The sequence below is a fragment of the Stenotrophomonas sp. genome (genome assembly GCF_036662295.1).
GTDB lineage: Bacteria > Pseudomonadota > Gammaproteobacteria > Xanthomonadales > Xanthomonadaceae > Stenotrophomonas.
Genome location: NZ_JAVWXA010000017.1, coordinates 9,534 through 32,816 on the forward strand (window position 1 = coordinate 9,534; position 23,283 = coordinate 32,816).

The 23,283-nt window shown below is 68.7% G+C and carries 20 protein-coding genes and 1 pseudogene; 12 read left to right on the forward strand and 9 right to left on the reverse strand.

The window, feature by feature from the left end:
* Positions 1-77 precede the first annotated feature (77 nt).
* Complete coding sequence (locus RSA25_RS05240) at positions 78-719, reverse strand: TorF family putative porin (RefSeq protein ID WP_332807887.1); 642 nt, start codon at positions 717-719, stop codon at positions 78-80.
* Positions 720-957: 238 nt separating this feature from the next.
* Between RSA25_RS05240 and RSA25_RS05245 the strand changes: the two genes are divergently transcribed.
* Positions 958-1,347, forward strand: a complete 390-nt coding sequence (locus RSA25_RS05245) for a DUF6165 family protein (RefSeq protein ID WP_332807852.1) — start codon at positions 958-960, stop codon at positions 1,345-1,347.
* A gap of 20 nt (positions 1,348-1,367) precedes the next feature.
* Here the strand turns inward: RSA25_RS05245 and RSA25_RS05250 are convergent, their stop codons facing one another.
* Positions 1,368-2,111, reverse strand: a complete 744-nt coding sequence (locus RSA25_RS05250; RefSeq protein ID WP_332807853.1) for a FadR/GntR family transcriptional regulator — start codon at positions 2,109-2,111, stop codon at positions 1,368-1,370.
* Between the two features lie 91 nt (positions 2,112-2,202).
* Positions 2,203-5,085, reverse strand: coding sequence for a TonB-dependent receptor (locus RSA25_RS05255; RefSeq protein ID WP_332807854.1), 2,883 nt, complete (start codon positions 5,083-5,085; stop codon positions 2,203-2,205).
* 314 nt (positions 5,086-5,399) lie between these two features.
* Here RSA25_RS05255 and RSA25_RS05260 point away from each other — a divergent pair, with 314 nt between their 5' ends.
* The 6 genes from RSA25_RS05260 to RSA25_RS05285 are packed head-to-tail and all read left to right on the forward strand — an operon-like array spanning position 5,400 to position 14,230.
* Positions 5,400-7,592: a polysaccharide lyase 6 family protein gene (locus tag RSA25_RS05260; RefSeq protein ID WP_332807855.1), complete on the forward strand. Its 2,193-nt coding sequence runs from the start codon at positions 5,400-5,402 to the stop codon at positions 7,590-7,592.
* Complete coding sequence (locus RSA25_RS05265; protein ID WP_332807856.1) at positions 7,589-9,826, forward strand: oligoalginate lyase; 2,238 nt, start codon at positions 7,589-7,591, stop codon at positions 9,824-9,826. Before RSA25_RS05260 ends, RSA25_RS05265 begins: the two co-directional genes overlap by 4 nt.
* Positions 9,823-11,115 carry an MFS transporter gene (locus RSA25_RS05270; RefSeq protein ID WP_332807857.1) on the forward strand — a complete coding sequence of 431 codons (1,293 nt, stop codon included), beginning with the start codon at positions 9,823-9,825 and terminating at the stop codon, positions 11,113-11,115. Before RSA25_RS05265 ends, RSA25_RS05270 begins: the two co-directional genes overlap by 4 nt.
* Before the next feature lie 42 nt (positions 11,116-11,157).
* Positions 11,158-11,913, forward strand: coding sequence for a glucose 1-dehydrogenase (locus RSA25_RS05275; RefSeq protein ID WP_332807858.1), 756 nt, complete (start codon positions 11,158-11,160; stop codon positions 11,911-11,913).
* Positions 11,914-11,948: 35 nt separating this feature from the next.
* Positions 11,949-13,130: an SGNH/GDSL hydrolase family protein gene (locus RSA25_RS05280; RefSeq protein ID WP_332807859.1), complete on the forward strand. Its 1,182-nt coding sequence runs from the start codon at positions 11,949-11,951 to the stop codon at positions 13,128-13,130.
* A complete protein-coding gene (locus tag RSA25_RS05285) occupies positions 13,127-14,230 on the forward strand; it encodes a sugar kinase (RefSeq protein ID WP_332807860.1) in 1,104 nt (367 codons plus the stop codon). The genes RSA25_RS05280 and RSA25_RS05285 overlap by 4 nt, the downstream gene beginning before the upstream one ends.
* A 14-nt stretch (positions 14,231-14,244) precedes the next feature.
* On the opposite strand, the gene RSA25_RS05290 is transcribed toward RSA25_RS05285, so the two are convergent.
* Together RSA25_RS05290 and RSA25_RS05295 are read right to left on the reverse strand one after the other, a co-directional pair.
* Positions 14,245-14,670, reverse strand: a complete 426-nt coding sequence (locus RSA25_RS05290; protein WP_332807861.1) for an NUDIX domain-containing protein — start codon at positions 14,668-14,670, stop codon at positions 14,245-14,247.
* On the reverse strand, positions 14,663-15,259 hold the full coding sequence (locus tag RSA25_RS05295) for a helix-turn-helix domain-containing protein (RefSeq protein WP_332807862.1): 597 nt from the start codon (positions 15,257-15,259) through the stop codon (positions 14,663-14,665). Before RSA25_RS05295 ends, RSA25_RS05290 begins: the two co-directional genes overlap by 8 nt.
* Positions 15,260-15,371: 112 nt before the next feature.
* Here RSA25_RS05295 and RSA25_RS05300 point away from each other — a divergent pair, with 112 nt between their 5' ends.
* Genes RSA25_RS05300 through RSA25_RS05310 form a run of 3 tightly spaced genes read left to right on the forward strand, consistent with a single transcriptional unit; the run spans position 15,372 to position 18,234 of the window.
* Positions 15,372-16,427, forward strand: a complete 1,056-nt coding sequence (locus tag RSA25_RS05300) for a sugar phosphate isomerase/epimerase family protein (protein ID WP_332807863.1) — start codon at positions 15,372-15,374, stop codon at positions 16,425-16,427.
* A complete protein-coding gene (locus tag RSA25_RS05305) occupies positions 16,427-17,296 on the forward strand; it encodes an alpha/beta hydrolase (protein ID WP_332807864.1) in 870 nt (289 codons plus the stop codon). The genes RSA25_RS05300 and RSA25_RS05305 overlap by 1 nt, the downstream gene beginning before the upstream one ends.
* Positions 17,293-18,234, forward strand: a complete 942-nt coding sequence (locus tag RSA25_RS05310; protein ID WP_332807865.1) for an alpha/beta hydrolase — start codon at positions 17,293-17,295, stop codon at positions 18,232-18,234. The genes RSA25_RS05305 and RSA25_RS05310 overlap by 4 nt, the downstream gene beginning before the upstream one ends.
* Before the next feature lie 89 nt (positions 18,235-18,323).
* Here RSA25_RS05310 and RSA25_RS05315 read toward each other — a convergent pair whose 3' ends face one another.
* Entirely contained in the window at positions 18,324-18,896 is a 573-nt protein-coding gene (locus RSA25_RS05315) for an Ax21 family protein (protein ID WP_017355199.1), read from the reverse strand.
* A 695-nt stretch (positions 18,897-19,591) separates the two neighbouring features.
* On the opposite strand from RSA25_RS05315, the gene RSA25_RS05320 reads away from it, so the two are divergent.
* Both RSA25_RS05320 and RSA25_RS05325 read left to right on the forward strand, forming a co-directional pair.
* Entirely contained in the window at positions 19,592-19,954 is a 363-nt protein-coding gene (locus RSA25_RS05320; RefSeq protein WP_332807866.1) for a DUF1428 domain-containing protein, read from the forward strand.
* A gap of 88 nt (positions 19,955-20,042) precedes the next feature.
* Positions 20,043-20,612 (forward strand): metal-dependent hydrolase, encoded by a 570-nt coding sequence (locus RSA25_RS05325; RefSeq protein WP_332807867.1) that lies wholly within the window; start codon positions 20,043-20,045, stop codon positions 20,610-20,612.
* A 26-nt stretch (positions 20,613-20,638) separates the two neighbouring features.
* Here the strand turns inward: RSA25_RS05325 and RSA25_RS05330 are convergent, their stop codons facing one another.
* The 3 genes and pseudogenes from RSA25_RS05330 to RSA25_RS05340 form a co-directional block, all read right to left on the reverse strand.
* Positions 20,639-21,295: a hypothetical protein gene (locus RSA25_RS05330; protein WP_332807868.1), complete on the reverse strand. Its 657-nt coding sequence runs from the start codon at positions 21,293-21,295 to the stop codon at positions 20,639-20,641.
* A gap of 90 nt (positions 21,296-21,385) precedes the next feature.
* Complete coding sequence (locus tag RSA25_RS05335; RefSeq protein ID WP_332807869.1) at positions 21,386-22,819, reverse strand: DUF4932 domain-containing protein; 1,434 nt, start codon at positions 22,817-22,819, stop codon at positions 21,386-21,388.
* Positions 22,820-23,039: 220 nt separating this feature from the next.
* Positions 23,040-23,283 (reverse strand): annotated as a pseudogene (locus RSA25_RS05340) (histone); the annotation flags it as partial.

The window sequence follows — 23,283 nt, forward strand, 5'->3', positions numbered from 1 at the left end:
GGGGCGCCCGGGCGGGGGTGGGGTTGGGGGGGGGTGGGCGGCCCCCCCACCCCCCCGGCCCCCGCCACCGGGACGGATCAGAAGCTCGTCTGCACCGCGAACTCGACGCGCGAGCCTGCGTTGCCGGGGAACAGGCGCCTGGCGGCGTTGTCGGTGTCGTGCGCGGTGAGGCGCAGCTCCCAGGGGCCGTGGACGGTCCAGATGGCGCTGAGCTGGCCGTGCAGGTAGTCATCCCCCTGTGCACTGGCCAGCCAGTAGTGGCCCAGCGCCGCTTCCAGCCGCCACTGCTCGCCCAGCGGCAGGCGCGCGCCCAGCTGGGCGTAGGTGCCGGCATGGCCGCCGGCCAGTGCGTTGTCGGCGGTGCCCACCTGCAGCCAGTAGCGCTGCTGCCAGGTCAGCGTGCCGTTGAGTTCGGTCCAGTCCAGGTCCACGTCGCTGCCGGGGTAGAGGTAGCGGGTGAGATTCACGTCCAGCGCCCAGTCCTCACCCAGTGCCCCGCCCCAGCCGGCCACCACGTCGAACTCGCTGCGCGCGCCGTTGTCCGGCTTGAAGGACACGCCCGAGCCCCACACCGAGGCGTACCAGCCGCGCTCGCTGGCCAGCTTGACCCCCGCCTGCACGGTCGGGTCGCCGTCGCTCTGCGAACTGCCGCGCCACACATAATCGGAGGTGAGCGTGGCATTGCCGTCCACGCCCGCCCAGGCCGCGCCACTGACCATCAGGCCCAGCAGCAGCCCGCTGCACCGGCGCAGCCCGCGCCCTTTCTTCTGTTCAACCACCACGGTATGCACTCCATCGGACGGCGGCGCCGTCGAGGGGGGCAGTGTTCCTGCAAGGGCCGTAAAGCTGCCATGGCGCGGCCGCCGGATCGGCGCAAATTCCCTGTAAAACCTGCGTCTGCGGCCGCCTGCGGGGCGCGCGGTATCATGGGCGCCCTGACCTGTTGCGAGTAATGGCGTGGACGCGATCCTGACCCCGGTATCGATTGGTGAGCTGATCGACAAGATCACCATCCTGGAAATCAAGGCCGAACGCATCAGCGACGCCGGCAAGAACGCCAACGTGCGCAAGGAACTGGATGGCCTGTGGCCGCTGTGGCAGCAGCAGGTGGCGGGCCAGCCGGGGCTGGCGGCGCTGAAGGATCAGCTCAAGGCGATCAACGTGCGCATGTGGGATATCCAGGACCAGCTGCGCGACAAGGAAGCGGCCCAGGTGTTCGACGATGCGTTCATCCAGCTGGCGCGCGGGGTGTACGGCACCAACGGCGAGCGGGTGAAGGTGAAGAACGAGATCAACCGCGTGGCCGGCTCCGCGCTGGTGGAAGAAAAGCAGTACCAGGGCGAATAACCGCCCCGCCCGCGCCGGGCTCAGTGCCCGGTGGCGGCCATGAAGCGTTCGCGGTCCTGCTGGGTGCGCCGGCGGATCTCGGCCAGCGCCTCGTTCTCGGTGGCTTCCAGCATCGATTCGAACAGCCGCTGGAAGTGGTTGCGCATCGCGGTGCGGGCGCCGGCCGGGTCGCGCTGGCGCAGGGCATCGAGGATGGCGGTGTGTTCGTCGTCGCGGGTGTCATCGTCGTTGTGGCAGACGTTGGCGTACACCTGCTTCACGCGGGGCAGCTCGTTGCGCATGCGCCAGATCAGCTGCACGCAATGCTCCACCACCGGGTTGCCGGCGATCCGGGCAATGGTGAGGTGGAACTGGCGATCGGCCTCGCTGGCCGCCGCCTCGCCCGAGGCCGGGTCGACCATCGCGGCGATCAGCCCGGCCAGCACCTCCACCTCGGCATCGGTGATGCGGCTGGCGGCCATGGCCGCCGCTTCGGCCTCGATCACCGCGCGGGCGGCGGTGAGGTCGAAGGCGGACACGTCCGGCAGCGCGCCCGGTGCCTGTGAGGGCCGCGCCTTCACATACACGCCCGAGCCGGTCTTGATGGTGATCAGGCCCTGGGCTTCCAGTGCGATCTCGGCCTCACGCACGGTCACCCGGCTCACCCCCAGGCGCTCGGCCAGGTCGCGTTCGCCCGGCAGGCGCGAGCCCGGTGGGAACTCGCCCTTCTCGATCAGCGCGACGATTTCGGCGGCAATGGACTGGTAGAGACGGGGTTCGGACATCTTCAAAGGCCTGGCTGTACGGTGGCTGGGAACCGACACGCGACCCGCGCCCGGGGAGAACGGCGCGGCCGTGAAGGCCGCGCCGCCTGCCTCAGAAGCGGTAGCGCACCCCGAGATAATAGCGCCGCCCGTAGGTGGTGTACTCGCGGAAGCTGCCCAGGATGGGCATATCCGACACCCGCGGCTCGTCGGTGAGGTTGCTGGCCGACAGCGACAGGGACAGGTGTTTGTTCACCTTGTAGGTGGCGCGGAAGTCGAGCGAGCCATTGTCGCGCACGTAGCGGTTCTGCGAGGGGTCGCCGACGAACTGCTGGTAATAGTCCGAGCGGTACTTGTAGATCGCCTGCAGGTCCAGCTTGCCCAGGCCCCAGTAAACCTGGGCCGAGGCCACGTGCTTGGACAGGCCGAAGATGTTGGCCGGCTCCACGATGCCCGGGGTGAACGCGCCGGTGATGGGGTCGGTGGACTCGCCCAGGCGCAGGTCTTCGGTCTTGAAGTTGGAGTGGGCGTAGTTGTAGCTGGCCTTCACGCCCAGCCCGGAGAAAATGCCCGGCAGGTAGCTGAAGGTGTGCGAGCCGGTCAGTTCGAAGCCGATCAGGTCGCTCTTCTGGTCGCTGGTGGCCAGCTGCTCGACCGGCACGGTGACGCTCTGGCCGTCGATGTCGAAGGTTTCGCCCAGCACCACCGGCACCGAGCCGCCATTGAACTGCTTGTAGTAGATGGCCGTGGCCAGCATGGAATCGGCGTTGGCGTACCACTCCAGGGAGACGTCGGCATTCCAGGACATCAACGGCTTGGCGCGCGGGTTGCCGGTGGCGGTGATGCTGCCCAGCGCATCGGCGACGCTGCCGAACTCGGTGTCCACCTCGTCCAGGTTGAAGCTGCGGCCATAGCCCTCGGCGGCCAGGTCCGGGCGCGACATGGCCCGGTAGGCGCCCACGCGCAGCAGCAGGTCCGGGCGCAGTTCGAAGGCGGCGTTGAAGCTGGGCAGCCATTCGGTGTTGCTGGACTTGAGCGTCTGCCGGGTGAAGTCGCCGGTGGGGCGCAGGGTCACGCTGCCGTCGGGGTTGTTGACCACGTCCAGCCCGCTGCGCAGGCCCACCGAGCGCACGTCGGTACGCACCGCGCGCACGCCGATGTTGCCGGTGACCGGCAGGCCGAACCACTCGCTGCTGTAGTCGCCCATCAGGTAGAGGGCGTTGGTCTTCTCGGTGACATCGTTGTTGGCCGGGTCGCGCAGGTCCGCGCTCAGGCCGGTGTCGTCCACGCCGGTGAAGGCCTTGAACAGGCAGCGGCTGTCGAAGCTGGCCCACTGGTCGATGGTGTTGCCGCTGGCGTTGGCCAGGAAATCTTTCTGCGGGAACGCCTGGCGGCAGGCCTGGTTGGCCGCGCGGATGGCCGCGACATTGGTGGTGGTGATGTCGCGGGTATCGGTGAAGTCGGTATAGGTGGCTTCGGAATGGCGCAGGCCGCCCTTGATCGCGGTGAAGAAGCCGCTCTCCGGGGTGAAGGCGGCATCGAAGCGCTGCGCGCGGATGGTGTGCTCGCGGTTCTGCTGGCGGCGGCGGATCAGCGCCGAGTCGGTGTAGTTGTCCGGGTTGTTCACATCGAACGCCGGGTCCAAGTAGATGCTGGGCACATCGCCGTTGTAGTCGTAGGTGTAATCGACATAGCGGGTGTTCTTGATGCCGGCCACCGGCCTGCCGTTGACGTCGGTGCGCCCGGCGCGCAGGCGGGTGGAGCGCTCGATCTGGTCGCGGCGGGTGTTGGAATAGGACAGGTCGGTGGACAGCGTCCAGGCCGGGGTGGGCCGCACGATCACGTTCAGGCCGCCGCCGGTGTATTCCTCCTTGCGCTCCAGGAAATTGCCGGTGGAATCGACCGTGGTGCTGCCGGTGTGGTGCAGCAGCGCGCCGTCGTCGCTGACCACGCGGTTGTTGAGGTTGCGCATCATCGAGGACAGCGACAGGTCCGAACGGTCCTCGGTGTAGTCGCGCTTGGAGTGCTGGTAGTCCAGGTTCACTTCCACCGCGTCGCTGGGGCGCCACTGCAGCGCGGCGAACTGCGAGTCGCGCTGGTCGTGCTCGATGAACTGGCGGTAGATGCGGCTGCTGGGCACCAGGTAGTACGGCACGCCATTGGCGACCTGGTTGCCGTCCACCTGGGTGCAGTTGCGGGTGGCGCCGACCACTTCGCGGCCATCGCAGGCCACCCAGGTGGAGCTGCTGGAGAACATCTCTTCCGGGTTGCTGCCTTCCAGCGCCTGCACGCCGATGGAGACGCCGAGCTTGCCGGCATTGCCCATGTCGAACTGGTCGATGTAGCTGGCGGTGCCACGCCAGCCCACGCCGTCCTTGTCCTTCAGGCGGTCATCGTAGTCCTGCCAGGTGCCGCGGCCATCGAGCTGGAAGGTGCGCTTGCCGTATTCGAGCGGCTTGACGGTTTCCATGTTGACCGTGCCGGCCACGCCGCCTTCGACGAAGTCGGCGCGCTGGGTCTTGTAGATGGCCACGGTGTTGATCAGCTCGGACGGGAACTGGTTGAAGTTCACCGAGCGGTCGCCGCTGCCGTTGGTGGCCTCGCGGCCATTGAAGGTGGACGAGCCCAGGAACGGGCCCAGGCCGCGGATGGAGATCTCCGAGGCACCGCCCTTCTCGCGATGGGTGGAGGCGCCGGTGATGGTCTCGATGGCTTCGCCGATCGACAGCGCCGGCAGGTCGCCGATGTCATCGGCGGCCAGCACGTCGGCGATGACGGTCTCATCGCGCTTCTTGTCGATCGAGGTCTGGATGGTGCCGCGGATGCCGGTCACCTGGACCTGGTCCAGGGTGGTGGCCGGCGCGGGCGGCGCCTCGGCGTCCTGCGCGTGGGCCAGCGGCAACGCGGCGGTGGTGCACAGGGCATAGAACAGCGCCGAATGCAGCGCGGTATGGCGAAGGCCTCGTGGCGAGGCCGTACGGCGGTCATGCAACATCGTGATCTCCCTCCCAGGATGGATCGTCCGACTACACGGATTCGATCCGGACAATTCACGGTTGCTGGACCAATGTCAATAAATTGGTACTAAAGTCTACCCCGCACATCCACCCAGACCACTTTGCCGTGAATTAATGTGCGGATGCAGCAGGAATATGCGCAACTGGCGAACCACATGCACCTAAAGTGGTATGCGATTGTGGTTGACGCACGCGTTGCGGGACCTGTTACGATCCGGGCTCGCGTTCGATGCCACGGTTGATCTGGGAGGGTAAGCCGATGACTCTGCAACAGTCTCACGCGCAACGGGCCATGCGCCCGCTGCTGACCGCGCTGGCACTGGGCCTGGCGGCAGGCGCCCTGCCGGCTGTCGCGGCCGACCACCTGGTCCACGACGCGGCTGAATACGCCGCGGCCACGCGCGCCCTTCAACCGGGCGACACGGTGATCCTCGCCGACGGCGTGTGGCGCGATATCGACCTGCTGTTGCGCGGCACCGGCAAAATTGGTCAACCAATCAAGCTGACAGCCCAGACCCCGGGCAAGGTGATCCTCAGCGGCCAGTCGCAGCTGCGCCTGGCCGGCGCCTACCTGGAGGTCTCCCACCTGGTGTTCCGCGATGGCTGGGCACCGGGCAGCGAGGTGGTGTCCTTCCGCGCCTCATCCAAGGAGTGGGCCACCCACAGCCGGGTCACCGGGGTGGTCATCGATGGCTACAACAAGCCGGACCGCCAGCAGTCGGACAACTGGGTGGGCCTGTACGGCCAGCACAACCGCTTCGACCACAACCAGCTGGTGGGCAAGACCAATGCCGGCACCACCCTGGTGGTGGTGCGCAATGCCACCAGCGGCCTGGACAATCGCCACCGCATCGACCACAACTGGTTCGGCCCGCGCCCCAACCTGGGCAGCAACGGCGGGGAGACCATCCGCGTAGGCACCAGCACCGACTCCCAGTCCAGCTCCAACACCGTGGTGGAGAACAACTGGTTCGAGCACTGCGATGGCGAAGTGGAGATCGTGTCCAACAAGTCCGGCGGCAACCTGTACCGGGGCAACGTGTTCTTTGAATCGCGCGGCTCGATGGTGCTGCGCCACGGCCATGGCAACGTGGTCGAGCGCAATGTGTTCCTGGGCAACAACAAGGCCCACACCGGCGGCGTGCGGGTGATCAACCGCCACCAGATCGTGCGCGACAATTATTTTGAAGGCATCGCCGGGGACAACTTCGCCGCCGCGCTGGCGGTGATGGCCGGCACCCGCGATGCGCCGCTGAACCGCTATGAGCAGGTGGACGATGCGCTGATCGAGCGCAACAGCTTCATCAACGTGCGCCAGGTGTTCCTGGGCGCGGGGCTGGATGACGAGCGCAACGCCATGCCGGTGGACAGCCGCATGCGCGGCAACCTGTTCATCGGCGATGGCAGCCGCGACCTGCTGCGCCGCCAGGGCGACCTGGGCGGCATCGCCTTCAGCGGCAACGTGCAGAGCCCCACGCTGTCGGCCGGCTTCCCGGCCGGGGTGACGGCACAGGCGGTCACCCTGCAGCGCGCGACCAATGGCCTGCAATACCCGGTGGAAACGCTGGCGGCCGGCGCCCCGCGCGACCTGGCGCCGATCGCGCGCACGCAGGTGGGCGTGGACTGGTACCCCAAGACGATCAATGCCGTGGCGCTGGACAGCGGCCCGGTGCGCACCGTGGCGCCCGGCGAGGACACCCTCACCCGCGCCATCGCCGCCAGCGCGCCGGGCGAGCGCCTGCAGCTGCAGGGCGGCCAGTACCGGATCAACCAGGTACTGGACGTGGCCCACCCGCTGAGCGTGCTGGGGCCGGCACGCGGCCAGGCCCGCCTGCAGTTCACCCGCCCCAGCCTGTTCGAGATCCGCGCCGGCGGCGCGTTGAAGCTCTCGCGGCTGGACATCGATGGCGCGCTGGCACCGGACGCGGCCGGCAATGCGGTGGTGCGCATCGCCCCGGGCAGCCAGGCGTTCAACTACACGCTGCTGATCCAGGACAGCCGCATCCATGGCCTGACCAGCAACAAGGCCTTCGACGTGATCAATGCCGGCAAGGGCAGCCTGGCCGCGCGGATCGCGGTAACCGGCACCACGGTGGCCGACATCAGCGGCAGCGTGATCGCCGCGGCCGCCGAAACCGATGACCTGGGCACCTACAACGCCGAGCAGGTGGACATCCTGGACTCGCACTTCCAGCGCATCGGCGGGCCGTTGCTCAGCCTGTACCGCGGTGGCACCGATGAAAGCACCTTCGGCCCCACCCTGCGCGTGCAGCGCAACGTGCTTGACCAGGTGGGCCGTGCCGATGACACCAGCCTGCGCCTGCACGGCGTGCAGACCGCCACGCTCACCGACAACCAGTTCCTGCGCAGCGGCCGCGTGCGCTTCAGCCACCAGGTGGGCGAACCCCGCCTGGCGATGCGCGCCAACGCGTTGACCGACACCGCGGCCGCGCAGACCGATACTCCAGCCGAGACCCTGCCATGACGCGTTCCACGCCCTTGATGCTGCTGCTGGCCGCCTCCTTCAGCGCCGCCGCACTTCCCGCCACCGCCGCCCCTGCCCCGACAGACGCGCAGCATCCGGCCAGCGCCGCCAGCGCGCCGGTGCTGGTGACCGCCGCGCAGTGGCAGCAGATGCGCAGCGACGGCGCCAACTACCCGGTGTTCACCCGCGAACAGCAGCGCGCCGAGCGCCTGGTGCGCGGCATGATGAAAGCCGGGATCGACGTGCCGGTGCCCAAGGACAAGGGCGGTGGCTACACCCATGAACAGCACAAGCGCAATTACCAGGCCATCCAGGCCGCCGGCGCGCTGTACCGGCTGACCGGCGACAAGGCGTATGCCGCGTACGCACGCGACCTGTTGCTGGGCTACGCCAAACTCTACCCGGGGCTGGGCGCACACCCGCAGGGCCGCGGCCAGATTCCCGGCCGCCTGTTCTGGCAGACGCTCAACGACTCGGTGTGGCTGGTGAGCGCGGTGCAGGGCTACGACGCGATCCGCGACAGCCTCAGCGCCGCCGACCGCAAGACCATCGACGACAACGTGTTCCGGCCGATGGCCGACTTCCTCAGCGGCACCCCGGAAAACTTCGACAAGATCCACAACCACGCCACCTGGGCGGTGGCGGCGGTGGGCATGACCGGCTACGTGCTGCGCGATGCCACCTATGTGGACAAGGCGCTGAAGGGCAGCCGGCGCGATGGCAGCGCCGGCTTCCTCAAGCAGGTGGACCAGCTGTTCTCGCCCGATGGCTATTACGAGGAAGGCCCCTACTACCAGCGCTATGCGCTGGCACCGTTCATCCTGTTCGCCAATGCGATCGCGCGCAACGACCCGGGCCAGGGCATCTTCAAGCGCCGCGACGGCGTGCTGCTCAAGGCGGTGGATGCGCTGGTGCAGAGCAGCTACGGCGGCTACTTCCTGCCGATCAACGACGCGATCCTGGACAAGGGCCTGGATACCGAAGAGCTGGTGGCCGGCATCGACATCGCCTACGCACAGACCCAGGACGCGCGCCTGCTGTCGGTGGCCAAGGCGCAGAAGCGCGTGCTGCTCTCGCCCGAGGGCCTGCAGGTGGCCCAGGCACTGGCGCAGGACAAGGCCAAGCCGTTCGCGTTCGTGCCCACACTGCTGCGCGATGGCCCCGACGGCAACGAAGGCGCGCTGGCGATCCTGCGCATGAACGGCGCCGATGGCCAGGCGCTGGTGATGAAGAACACCAAGCAGGGCATGGGCCACGGCCACTTCGACAAGCTCAACTGGCTGTTCTACGACAACGGCCAGCGCGTGGTCACCGATTACGGCGCCGCCCGTTTCCTCAACATCGAAGCCAAGGCCGGCGGCATCTACCTGCCGGAGAACAACAGCTGGGCACGCCAGACCATCGCGCACAACACGCTGGTGGTGAACGAGCAGAGCCACTTCGGCGGCGACTGGAAGAAGGGCCAGCCGCTGGCGCCCACGCCGCTGCTGTTTGCCAGCAGCGATGACACCCAGATCGCTTCGGCGCGGATGGATGGTGCGTACGACGGGGTGAGTTTCACCCGCACCCAGGCGCTGCTGGCCCACCCTGCGCTGGGCCAACCGGTGGTGCTGGACCTGCTGCGCGTGACCGGCACCCGGCCGGCGCGCTACGACCTGCCGCTGCACTTCAACGGGCACATCATGGACGTGGGCTTCAAGACCCAGTCGGCGGTGGCCAGCCGCCCGGTGCTGGGCAAGGCCAACGGCTACCAGCATGTGTGGGTGGATGCCTCCAGCGAGCCGGACACCGCCGCACGCAGCCTCACCTGGCTGCTGGACGGGCGCTTCTACACCTATCGTTTCGCCAGCTCCGCCCCATCCCGGGCGCTGATCGGCGAGAGCGGCGCGAACGATCCGTCGTTCAACCTGCGCCGCGAACCGATGCTGCTCCAGCGCGTGGATGGCCAGGCCGCCACTACCTTCTACGGCGTGCTGGAACCGCATGGCCAGTACGACGGCACCGCCGAGACCGTGCGCGGCGCCAACAGCCGCATCGACGCCATCGCCCATTACCGGGGCAAGGATGCCGATGTGCTGGTGCTGCACCTGGCCGGTGGCAAGCAGCTGGCGCTGGGCATCGCCGATGACCCCAGCCGCCCCGGCGCGCACGAGGTCAGCGGTGGCGGCCAGCAGTGGCGCTGGGACGGTGGCTGGAAGCGCTTTGATACCGCCAGCGGCAAGGACGGCAAATGAACGTGACGACCAAGGCCCGCACCTACGTGCGCTGGCTGATCGTGGGGCTGATTGCCGTGGCCACGGTCATCAACTACATCGACCGCAACGCGCTGGCGGTGATGTGGCCGCAGATCTCCAAGGACGTGGGCGCCACCAAGGAGGACTACGCGCTGCTGGTGACGGTGTTCATGCTGTTCTATGCGGCCGGTCAGTTCGTGTTCGGGCGGTTGTTCGACATCATCGGCACGCGGCTGGGCTTTGCACTCTCCATCGCGGTGTGGTCGATCTCCATCGCATTGCATTCGGTGACCCACTCGATCCTGTCCTTCAGCCTGGTGCGCGCGATGCTCGGCATCAGCGAGGCCGGTGCCTGGCCGGGCGCGGTCAAGGCCAACGCCGAGTGGTTCCCCGCGCGCGAGCGGGCCTTGGCGCAGGGCGTGTTCAACGCCGGGGCGTCGATCGGCGCGATCGTGTCGGCGCCGCTGATCGCGGTGCTGTTCCTGTGGCTGGGCTGGCGCGGCACCTTCATCCTGATCGGTGCGATCGGCTTCATCTGGCTGCTGCCGTGGCTGATCATCTACCGCGCCGGCCCGGACAAGCACCCGTGGGTGAGCGCGGCCGAGCGTGCGTTGATCCTGGATGCCCCCAGCGAACAGCCGGCCACGCCCAAGGCCGAATACGTGCCGAGCATGCGCCAGCTGCTGGGCCACCGGCAGACCTGGGGCATCCTGATCTCGCGGTTCTTCCTGGACCCGATCTGGTGGCTGTTCGTGTCCTGGCTGCCGCTTTACCTGGCCGACACCTTCGGCTTTGACATCAAGCAGATCGGCATTTTCGCCTGGGTGCCCTACGTGGGCGCGATGATCGGCAGCCTGGGCGGCGGCTGGTTGTCCGGGCGGCTGATCGGCGCCGGCTGGAGCGTGGACAAGGCGCGCAAGGTCGTCATCACCCTGGGCGGGGCGATCATGGCCCCGGCGCTGCTGGGCGCGGTGCTGGCCACCGACCCGGTGTGGGCGGTGGTGACCATCGCCTTCGTGCTGTTCGGCTTCCAGATTGCCATCGGCAACATCCAGACCCTGCCCGGCGACATCTTCAGCGGCAAGTCGGTGGGCTCGGTGGCCGGGCTGGGGGGCATGGCCGCGGTGGCCGGCACGCTGATCACCACCTGGCTGGTGCCGGCGATGACCCACGATTCCTACGCGCCCATTTTCATCCTGGTGGCCGCCCTGGTGCCGGCCTCGCTGCTGGCGCTGTGGCTGGTGACCGGCCGCGTCGAAAAACTCGACGGCCCGGCCCAGCCGCGGTGATCCCCTTTTTTCCTTTCCCCCAACCCACGACTGGAGTTTTCCATGACCCATTTCAACGACAAGGTGGCCATCGTCACCGGTGGCGGCCGTGACATCGGCCGCGAGATTTCGATCAAGCTGGCCGCCGCCGGCGCCAAGGTGTGCATCAACTACGCCAACGACGAAGCCAGCGCGCAGGCCACGCTGGAGCAGATCAAGGCCGCCGGCGGCACCGCCTTCGTGCACCGCGCCGACGTCACCGATGCCAAGGCCGTGGCCGGCATGGTCGCCGCCACCCAGGCCGCCTATGGCGATCGCATCGACGTGCTGGTCAACGTGGCCGGCGGCATGGTGCAGCGCCGCCCGCTGGCCGAGATCGACGAAGCGTTCTTCCACAAGGTGATGGACCTCAACATGAGCTCGGTCTACCTGACCACCCATGCGGTGGTGCCGCACATGGCCGAGGGCGGTGCGATCGTGAACTTCGCCTCGCAGGCCGGCCGCGATGGCGGTGGCCCCGGCGCGGCGATCTATGCCACCGCCAAGGCGGCGGTGATGACCTTCACCCGTGCCATGGCCAAGGAGCTGGGCCCGCGTGGCATCCGCGTCAACGCACTGTGCTGCGGCATGATCGCCACCCGCTTCCACGATGAATTCACCAAGCCGGAAGTGCGCACCGCCGTGGCCGGCAACACCCCGCTGCGCCGCCAGGGCAAGCCGGAGGAAGCCGCCGATACCGCCGTGTACCTGGCTTCGGATGCGGCCGGCTTCATCACCGGTGCCAACGTCGACGTCAACGGCGGCACCTATTTCTCCTGATTGACCTGTACTGCCGACCGCCTGGGAGGGCTGCCATGCTGCGCTGGATCTCTGCATTCTCGATTGCACTTGCCACCAGCGCCGCCGCGCTGCCCGTCCAGGCCCAGGTGTGGGTGCCGGCGTGGACCGCCTCGCCGGCACCGGACCGCCAGGACGGCACCCCGGAGGCGCCGGTGCAGTTCGCCCACCAGACCGTGCGCCAGGACATGCGCTTGGCCAGCTCGGCCACCGCGCTGCGCTTCCGCATCAGCAATGAACTGGGCGATGCGCCGCTGACCATCGGCGGCGCCACGGCCCAGCGCACCGGCACGGCCACTCCGGCCAAGCTGGTGACCTTCAACGGTCGCAGCGAGGTGGTGGTTCCGGTCGGCGCCGCGCTGCTCAGCGACCCGGTGGCGATGACGGTGCCGGCACTGGCCGATGTATCGCTCACCGTGTATTTCCCGCAACCCACCAAGCCGGCCGTGCGCCGCACCGCGCTGCGCATTGCCGACGGCCGCCTGGCCGAGGTGGGCGACAAGGTGAAGCTGGCCTACCGGCAGAACGTGGTGTCGGCGGTGCTGGCCGAGCGTGCCAGCAAGCCGGTCGTGGTGGTCGCCCTGGGCGATTCCATCACCGAAGGCGCCACCGCCACGCGCGGCAGCAACGGCGACTGGCCGGCGCTGCTGGCCACCCGCCTGCAGCAGGCCTGCCCGGACCAGGTGGTGGTGGTCAACGCCGGGATCAGCGGCAACAAGGTCATGGACCATGGCCGCAGCCACAGTGCGCTGGCCCGGCTGGACCGCGATGTGATCGCGCTGCCGAACGTGGCCAAGGTCATCGTGTTCGAAGGCATCAACGACATACGTCACGACGGCGGCACCCCACCCACGCCCGGGCGCAACGCCGAGGACATGGTGCTGGGCTACCGGCAGATTGCCGAGCGCCTGCACGGCAACGGCATCACCGCCATCGCCGCCACCGTCACCCCCTTCGGCGGCTCGGACCGCTACGAGCCGCTTTCGGCGGCCACCCGCACCACGCTCAATACCTGGATGCGCGGCGGAGGCAGCGGCTATGACGCGCTGATCGACTTCGACGCGATCCTGCGCGACCCGTCCAACCCCGAGCACCTGCCCGAGGACATCACCCGCGACCACCTGCACCCCAACGACGAAGGCTACCGGCGCATGGCCGCCGGCATCGACCTGGGCCTGCTGGGGTGCAAGGCGCGATGAGCGGCCAGGCGTTTGCGGTGGCGGCCGACACTGGCCAGCGCTGGGAGGCGCTGGCGCTGGGCGAGGTGATGCTGCGGTTCGATCCGGGCGAGGGCCGGGTGCGCAACGCACGCCAGTTCAACGTGTGGGAAGGCGGCGGCGAGTACAACGTGGCCCGCGGCCTGGCCAGCACCTTCGGCCATCGCAGCGGGGTGCTCACCGCGCTGCCGCGCAACGAGCTGGGCGTGCTGGCCCAGCACCTGATCCAGGCCGGTGGCGTGGATACCAGCCAGATCCTGTGGCGCGACTACGACGGCATCGGCCGCAACACGCGGATGGGTCTGAACTTCACCGAGCGCGGCTTCGGCGTGCGTGCCCCGCTGGGCGTGTCCGACCGTGCCGGTTCGGCCGCCTCGCAACTGCAGCCGCACGAGTACGACTGGGATGCGCTGTTTGGCCAGCAGGGTGTGCGCTGGCTGCATACCGGCGGCATCTTCGCCGCGTTGTCCGCGCACAGCGCCCAGACCGCCATCGCCGCCGTGCGGGCCGCGCGCCGCCATGGCGTGGCCGTGTCCTACGACCTCAACTACCGCGCCAGCCTGTGGAACAGCCACCCGGACCCGGACGCGGCGCGCCATGCCAACTGCGCCATCGCCGCCGAGTGCGACCTGCTGGTGGGCGATGAGTACTCCTTCGCGGCCTGCCTGGGCATGGACCTGGCCGACCTGGGCAAGCGCAGCACGCCGATGGACGTGGGCCCGGCCGAGGCCGCCGCGCAGCGTGCGCTGCAGCGTTTTCCGCAACTGCAGGGCGTGGCGTTCACCCTGCGCGATGCTGGCAACGCCGCCCGCAACGGCTGGGCCGGTGCACTGTGCACGCGCCAGGCGTTGTACCTCTCCCACGCGCGCGAGGTGGACCTGCTGGACCGGGTGGGCGGCGGCGACGCGTTCGTGGCCGGGGTGGTGCACGCGCTGCTGGCGGGCAAGGGGGAGCAGGTCGCGGTGGACCTGGGCGCGGCACATGGCGCGCTGGCCATGAGCACGCCCGGCGATGCGGCCTGCGCCAGCCTGGAGGAAGTGGAAGCGGTGGCGCGCGGTGATGGCGCGGCCGCGCGGCGCTGACCCCCTGCCCGGGCTCAACCGCCCGCTGACAGCCGCGCCAGGCCCTGGCGCGCCGACAGGGTGAGCGGGGCCGGCAGCGCATCCGGCCGGAACCATTGGACGGCCAGCAGGGCCTCCGGTTCGCAGCACCGTGCAGGCCGGTCGTCCACGCTGCGCGCCAGGTACACCGGCGCCACCCAGTGCTGCGCCAGGGCCGGCTCGAAGTGATCCACCACGCACAGCAGGCGCTCGATCACCACCTGCAGGCCGGTTTCTTCCTGCACCTCGCGGACCACGGCGGCTTCGACGGTTTCCATCCAGTCCACCTTGCCGCCCGGCAGGCCCCAGTGACCCTGCTCCGGCGGACGCCCACGCTGCACCAGCAGCACCGCGCCATCGGCGCGCTGGATCACCGCGCCGCAGCCCAGGCGCGGCTGCTGGGCCGCCGTCGAATCACCCATGGGCCTGCTCCGGCAACACCTGCAAGGCAATGTCCGCGGCGGCCAGCAGGCGCGCGCGGCCCGCGCCATCGCGCGCCTGGGTGGAGATGCCGTGCAGCACGGTGGCGAAGTAGTCGCCCAGCGCCTGCACATCGGTGCCGTCGGGCAATTCGTCCGTGGCGGCGGCCTGCTGCAGCCGCGCGATGATCTGCCGGGTGCGCTGGCGCCGGTGTTCGGCCAGCCAGTCCATCACCGCCGCGTTCTCCGGTGCGGTACTGGTGGCCGCCGACACCACCAGGCAGCCCTGCGCGCGCCCGCGCCTGGTGTAGGTCAGCACCGCATCGTGCAGCATGCGCTCGATCGCCGGGCGCACCGCCTGCACCGCCAACGCGCGGTCGGCGAAACCGCCGTCGCCGGCTTCGTACAGCGCCACCGCCTCGCGGAACAACTGCTCCTTGCTGCCGAAGGCGGCATAGATGCGTGCCGAGGCGATGCCCAGCGCCTCCACCAGCGCGGCCATCGACGTGCCTTCATAGCCGCGCTCCCAGAACAGCAGCATCGCCTGCTTGAGCGCGTGGTCTTTGTCGAATTCGCGGGGGCGGCCGGCCATGGGCATCACTACAGAGGAAAGCGGTGCGGCAATTCTAGCGATACCCGGCATTGACCGGGGCGATGTGGCGGCCTATTCTTTGTCGCTCGACAAACAATAAGGCGACACCCCCATGCGTACCCTCCAAGGCCCCAGCCTGCACCTGGCCCAGTTCAGTGCAGAGCAGGCCCCGTTCAACGACCTGCCCTCGATTGCCGCGTGGGCGGCCAGCCAGGGCTTCAAGGCCCTGCAGATCCCGGCGTGGGACGCGCGCCTGTTCGATGTGGAGCAGGCCGCGAACAGCCAGCAATACTGCGACGACATGGTGGCGATGCTGGCCAGCCACGGGCTGGTGATCAGCGAGCTGACCACGCACATCTTCGGCCAGCTGGTGGCCGTGCACCCGGCCTACGACGCGCTGTGCGACAGCTTCGCCCCGGCGGCCCTGCACGGCGACCCGGCCGCGCGCAGCGCCTGGGCCATCGAGCGCATCAAGCTGGCCGCCCAGGCGTCGCAGCGGCTGGGCCTGGACCGTATGGGCACCTTCTCCGGTTCGTTCGCCTGGCCGTACCTGTTCCCGTTCCCGCAACGCCCGGACGGCCTGATCGAGGCGGCCTTTGAAGAGCTCGCCCGCCGCTGGCTGCCCATCCTCGATGTATGCGACGCGCACGGCATCGACCTCTGCTACGAGATCCATCCCAGCGAAGACCTGCATGACGGCACCAGCTTCGAGCGCTTCCACGCGGCGGTGGGCATGCACCCGCGCTGCCGCATCCTGTTCGATCCCAGCCACTTCGTGCTGCAGCAACTGGATTACCTGAGCTTCCTGGACATCTACCGCGATTTCATCGGCATGGTCCACATCAAGGATGCCGAGTTCAATCCGAGCGGCCGCCAGGGCATCTACGGCGGTTACAGCGGCTGGACCGAACGCGCCGGGCGCTTCCGCTCGCTGGGCGATGGCCAGGTGGACTTCAAGGGCATCTTCTCCAAGCTGGCCCAGTACGACTACGACGGCTGGGCCACGCTGGAATGGGAGTGCTGCCTGAAGAACCAGGAAGACGGCGCGCGCGAAGGCGTGGCGTTCATCAAGGCGCACATCATCCAGGTCACCGACCGCATCTTCGACGATTTCGCCGGCGCGCCGGTGAGCCGTGCCCAGATCCACGGCATGCTGGGGATCCACTGATGCGCCCCGCACTGGAGAACATCACCCACCGCCATGTGCGCATCGACGGCCGCAGCGTGCATTGCGCGATCCTGGGCGAGGGCCGCCCGGTGCTGCTGATTCCGGGCTGGCCGCAGACCTGGTACGCATGGCGGCACGTCATGCAGGCGCTGGCCGCGCAGGGCTTCCAGACCATCGCGGTGGACCCGCCCGGCACCGGCGATTCGGACACGCCACGCCACGGCTACGACACCGGCAACATCGCGGCCACCCTGCATGCGGTGATGGCCCAGCTGGGCCATGCGCAGTACCAGGTGGTCGGGCATGACGTGGGCATGTGGGTGGCTTACGCGCTGGCCAGCGACCAGCCCGAGGCCGTGCAGCGGCTGGCCATCACCGAGGCTGTGATACCCGGCCTGGCCGACGCGCCGCCCGTGTTCGTGGCACCGGAGGACAACCTCTTCCTGTGGCACTTCATGTTCAACCAGGTGCGCGACCTGCCCGAAGCGCTGATCGCCGGCCGCGAGCGTGCCTACCTCACCTTCATGTTCGACCGCTGGGCGCACCGTCGCGAAGCGGTTGCCTGCGAGGTGTACATCCGTGCCTACGCCGCACCCGGTGGCCTCAGCGGCGGATTCGGGTACTACCGCGCCATCCCCGAAACGATCCGCCAGAACCGCCAGCGCGCGCTCACGCCCCTGGCCATGCCGGTGCTGGCGATCGGCGCCGAACATGCCACCGCCGACATGCCCATGGACACCATGCGCGCCCATGCCGCCGACCTGCGCGGCACGATGATCGCCGACTGCGGCCACTTCGTGATGGAAGAGGCGCCCGAGGCCTTCCTGGCCCAGCTGCTGCCGTTCCTGCTGCCCGAGCTGGCCGCATGAGCCTGGACCCGGATATCGCCACGTTCCTGGCCACCCTGCCGCCGCCGGAGGCGGTGGCCGGGTGGAGCCTGCTGCAGATCCGCCAGGCCAGCGAAACCGCGTTGCCGGCCCTGCAAGGCCCGGCCGAGGTGGTGGCCGCGGTGCGCGAGATGGCGGTGGTGGCGCGCGACGGCCACCGGATCGCGGTGCGCGTGTACTGGCCGCGCGGCCATCGTCCCGGCCATGCGCGCCCGGGGCTGCTGTTCGCCCATGGCGGCGGCTGGTTCCAGTGCTCGCTGGCGGTGTACGACGCGCCGTGCCGGGCGCTGGCCAATGCCACCGGCTGCGTGGTGCTGGCGGTGGATTACCGGCTGGCACCGGAGCACCGCTTCCCGGTGCCGCTGGAGGATGTGTACGACGCCCTGTGCTGGAGCCACGCGCAGGCGGCAACGCTGGACATCGATCCCGCGCGCCTGATGGTGGGCGGCGACAGTGCCGGCGGCAACCTCGCCGCCGCCGTGGCACTGCTGGCGCGCGACCGCCACGGGCCGCCCATCCACCACCAGCTGCTGCTCTACCCGGCGCTGGACACCGCCACCGACACCGACAGCCACCGGCGGTTCGGCGAGGGCTACTACCTCAGTACGGCCTTGATGCAGCGCTGCTGGGCAGCCTACCTGGGCGATGCGATGGCGCGCGACGCGGCCGATGGCCTGGCGGTGCCGGCCCGGACGGCCGACCTGCGCGGCCTGCCGCCAGCCAGCGTGCTGGTGTGCGCCTACGACCCGTTGCGCGATGAAGGCGAGCACTACGCGTTGCGGCTGCAGCAGGCCGGCGTACCGGTGCACTGCGAACGCCTGCCGGGCATGGTGCATGCCTGCCTGCACCTGCCGGGCATCGCGCCGGCCGCCCGCATCGTGCTGGAACGCAGCGCGGCGCTGCTGGCCGCGGTGGCCTGAACGCGGCATCGGCCAACGAAAAAGGCCCGGCAATGCCGGGCCTTTCCTGCCACGCCGATCAGGCGCGTGGCGCTGCGATCACGCCGGGATTACCAGCTGAAGCGCGGGCCGACCGACCATTCCTTGTCACCATGGCGATCCATCTTGATGTCGCCGTTGATGCCCCAGTTCTGGTTCAACTTCACCTGGCCACCCAGGCGGCCGTAGAACTGGCCATCCGGATTGATGCCGTGCTTCTTGCTGTAATCCTCGTAGCCGGCCATCGCATAGACTTCAGCGTGCTGGCCGAACGCGGTGCGGATACCGGCTTCGGCGCTGTAGCCGTTGAAGTCCAGGCCTTCCTTCGGGTCGAACTTGTTGTAGGCAACGCGGCCCACGAAGTCGGTGCTGTTGCCGATTTCCTGGTTGTAGCCCACGCCCACGCGCCACTGGTCAACCTTGAAGTTGCCGATGTCGGTCTTCTGCTGGTTGTACTCGCCAAAGGCGTGGAAGTTCGGCAGGAAGCCGTAGGAACCCTTGACGCCCCAACCATCGGCCTTGCCGCCGTCTGCGTCGGTCTTGACGTAGTCGCCTTCGGCGTAGTTGTAGGACAGGCCTTCGGCAGCGGAGGCGGCGAACGGCAGGGCGGCGGCAAGCGCCAGGGCAATCAACGAAGTCTTCATGGGGGTACACCTCTGTCTTGAACTACTTGCAGCCAGCGCGGACGCCGTGCTGCATCGGAAATGTAAATTCTCCGTTATTCGCCACAACCCGCCCTGAAAGCGATAGGTTTGCCGATAGTGAATTTTGGGGCGCGGTTCAGTTGCGCTCTGGCATACGCGCGCGCCGCGATTTCAGCGGGAAAACAGCGTGGCAACGTGCAGAGGGAGTGAGCATGGAACGCGCGCGACCGAACGGACGTGGCGATCATGCGTGCGATGCGGCGACACGCCAGCATCGGCAAACCTGGAGATGGAATCTGGTCACGACGATGCCCTTGCGGGGCGTCACGCGTTGGGGAAGCCGCTCTTGGGGAGTAGTCGGCTAACGCGTCCATCCTCCGTGATACACCGGCGACGCGCGGTGGCGTCACAGCTCGGCAGCGCGTGGTGGCTTCCTTTCCGGCTCCCCCATAGTCGGCGGTCTGGGCGGCGGCGGATATCAGGATGTTCCTCGCCCTCGTTAGGAGTTTTCTGACCCCCGTACGCATGCAGACCCCGGCGTATTGCGTAAACCACTGAAACATTGGTCTTTTATAGAACACGCCGGGATTCATCACATTCCAAGGGGTCCGGCGGGTGCACTGTCGATCCTTCTCCCCCTGCGTCGTCGTATGCAATGAAGGCGCCCATCCCGGTGCGCCATCTGGAGCCTGGCCATGGCGTATATCGATGGATTCGTACTTGCCGTCCCCACCGCGAACAAGGAAGCCTTCCTCAAGCACGCGCAGATGGGCGATGCGATCTGCATCGAACACGGTGCCACCCGCGTGATGGAGTGTTGGGGCGATGACGTGCCGCACGGCAAGCAGACCGACTTCTACCGCGCGGTGGAGGCCAAGGAGGATGAGGCCGTGCTGTTTTCCTGGATCGAATGGCCCGACAAGGCCACCCGCGATGCCGGCATGCAGAAGATGATGGAAGACCCGCGCATGAACCCGGAGAACAATCCGATGCCGTTCGACGGCAAGCGGATGATCTACGGCGGCTTCGTGCCGGTGGTGGTGCTGGGCGGCAAGTAGGCACTTCATCGTGGCCACACGCTGAGCCCATCGTCGGCCCACGCGCAGGCAGGACCCTGACCCCTCCACGGTCACCGGTCCTGCCGCCATGTCTTCGTTTCTGGGCCACGCCCTCGCCGGCCTCACCGCCGGCCTGTGCTGCCATGCACGCGCGCGTCTGCCGCCGCGATGGGCACTGGCGCCGTTCCTGATCCTGGCGATCTGTCCGGACCTGGACTACCTCGGCATCTGGCTGCTTGGTGACGGGGCGCACCCGCGCGTTACCCACAGCCTGCTGTTTGCGCTGCTGGCCGCGGTGCTGATGCAGCGCCTGGCCGCGGTTACCGGCCGGGCGCTGCCGCTGCACTGGCTGCTGCTGGCCAGCGTGTCGCACCCGCTGATGGACCTGCTGGTGGGCGCACACCCGGTGCCGCTGTGGTGGCCGATGCAGGCCCAGGCATCGGCCCCTGGCGTGCTGCCGAGCGCGGGCGCGCTCTCGCCCGGCAACTTTTATCTGTGGCGCAACCTGCTGATCGAGATGGCGGTGCTGCTGCCGGTGTTTGCCGTGGCGGTGCTGGCGGCACGCCGCGTGGCATGGCGTGCGTGGCGCCGGTGGGCGATCTGCGTTGCCCCGCTCTGGGCAGGTGCGCTGGCGTGGTCGATCCAGCTGGCGCGGTGAGGCGATGACGCAACGGGCCGTAACGCTCAGCGCGCGTGGCCGCTGTCCTCGTCGGTGGCCTGGCCCATCCCCATGCCACCGCCCATGCCACCACCACCGCCACCCTTGCCGCCGGCCTTGTCTGGGTCCTGCCGGCCCTTGGCCGTGGCGGTGGGCCGCGCCGGTCCCTGCTGCGGGATGCTCACGCTGGCCGGAATCGGGGCCAGGTCGAGCGCGGCGCGGATGAAGTCACGCAACGACACCACCAGTTCGGCGGTCTGCACGGTGCGGCCCTGCGCCAGCTCGGTGGCGGCGGTGGCGGCCAGGCGCACCTGGTCGTCGGTGCCAAGCAGGATGATGTCCGACAGCGCCGCTTCCACCGCATCGCGCATGCGACGCGCGCGATCGCTCCCGGCGTCAACGCCATCGGGCAACACCACCCCGTCCTCGCCGGCCGGCGCGCGCAGGTCGCGCAGGTGGCGCGGGTCCACGTGCAGCGCACCGGTGAAGGACCCGCCCAAGGTCTTGTAGGCGGCAATCAGCGTGCGCAGGCGCTCGTTGATCTGGCGGTTCTCGCGCTCGCGGCGCTGCTGCAGGGTCTGCATCACCAGCAGGCGGATGCCCACGCCCACCAGGGTGATCACCGCCAGCCCCAACAGGGTGGAGAGCATTGTCTGCCAGGAACTGAAGTCGAGTCCGCGCATGCCCTTTCCTTCGCAATGCGCCAGCGTAGCAGGGGTATCCTCCCCGCCCCGTCACAGCCCTGGCTACCCGTGCTTGGGCCCTTCACGCACTCAATGCGCAGGCAACGCCCGGGTGCGAAAACGCCACACCTGCGCCGGCAGGACCGTGCCATCCTTGCCGGCAAATCCGCCAGGCATGGAAGGGCTGTTGAGCTCGATCACGTACTCCCTGGACGGCTGCAACGCCACCGGGAGGCGTAGCACACGGCGATCGGCATCCCATCGCGGCGCCCCGGTGAACGTTGGATGACGGTCACCAAAGATTCCCACCCCACTCCCCATGGGGCGGTCGAAGTACAGCTCCAGTTGTGCCAGCGCGGAATCCACCTGCGTATCGCCTGCGGCGGGTACCTGCCTGGCCACCGACACCGAGGTGACGCCGGCAGCGGCACGGGCCTGCAGCTGCGCCACCTGCGCTTCCAACAAGGCAGCCATCGCCCCGGCGGTACCGGCGTTGAGCCATCGCCCACCGCGTGCACCACCGCGTAGTTGGTCGGTGGCCGCCGGCACCCAGCCGAAGCCGCGCGCCGCATCCTCCTGACTGAGCAGAGCCACGCTCGCACTGTCACCGTTGTCCTGGAAATACCCCCGCGTCACCGCGCGCACGAGGGTTTCATAGGCCAACGCCTGCCAACTGCCGTAGGCCTGGATCGCCATCCGTTCGGCAGTGGCACCCAGCAGCGTGGTGGCCGCAGGCTGCAACGTCGCCGCCTGTCCATCGACCCATGGATTCACCCAGGAATGGGCGAACTCATGCACCAACAGGCGCTGCATGGCGGCAAACGGCCATGCGTTTGCCTCCCCCGGCGGCACTTCCGGCACGCCCAGCACCGCGTACATCTGCACTGACCCGTCACTGCCGCGCAGGCGCGGTCCGTAGTTGCCGCGCCCGTGCAACAGCCCGGCGATGATCTGTAACCGGAGCCCCGGCTGCGGCCCGAGCGTCTGTTCAAACCAGGCAACGTCCGGCCATCCCTGCAGGCCGGGGCCCAGCTCGGCCTCCACGCGGCGATAGAAGCGCTGCTGCGCGTGGAAGAAGGCCGCCGCGTCCGTATCCCGCTCGAAGGCGGCCATGGCCTCCAGGTAGGCCTGCGCCGTGTCCAGGGTCCAGTTGCTCGACGTGTCGCGCAGCCACAGGGCCAGGGGTTGCTGCGACTGCCAGCGATGCGGTGTTGCCGCCAGTGCAAGCGCGACGGTGTCGCTGTAGCCGATACCGTGCTGCTGGCGCAACGCCCGCAGCAGCTGCACCACTGGATGGTCCTGGTAGCGCTGGAAGTGGGTCTCTACGGCGGCGTCATAATCGGCAATGCCCGGCGCGGAAAACTCTTCGAAGCCGGCAAGGCGATTTGCCACCGCCGCCAGTTCGACACGGGTATCCACCACCACTGGGCGGGGCGACGCATCCAGCCGCTGGCTGCCAAACAGGCCAAGCACGACCAGCAACGCGGCCAACCACGGCCGATGGGAGGGGCGAACACGATCCACGGCAGCCATCCTGTTGGCCTGGGTTCCAGGGCACTATTCCACGCGGCATCCGCGGCCCGCATGGGGCGCAAGTCATGGTGCTGGCAGGCGGGTGCGCGAACGCGGCTTACGCCCTCATCGGCGGTGCAGCCACGGGCGGTGCCTCGTGGGCATGCGGGCAACAACCCGTCTGCAACCGCGTCACGGCGCCCGCCCGAAGGCAGGCGCCGTGCGTGTGCACTTACTTGCGAGCGCGCTTGGCCGGGGCCTTGCGGGCCACGGTCTTGGCAGCGCTGGTGCGCTTGGCCGGTGCCGCCTTGCGGGCGACGGCCTTCTTGGCCACGGCGGTCTTCTTGCCGACCACCTTCTTGGTGGCGGCCGACTTCCTGGCCACGGTCTTCTTGGCGACGGCGACCTTCTTGCCGACCGACTTGCGGGCGACGGCGGTCTTCTTGCCGACGACCTTCTTGGCAGCGGCGGTCTTC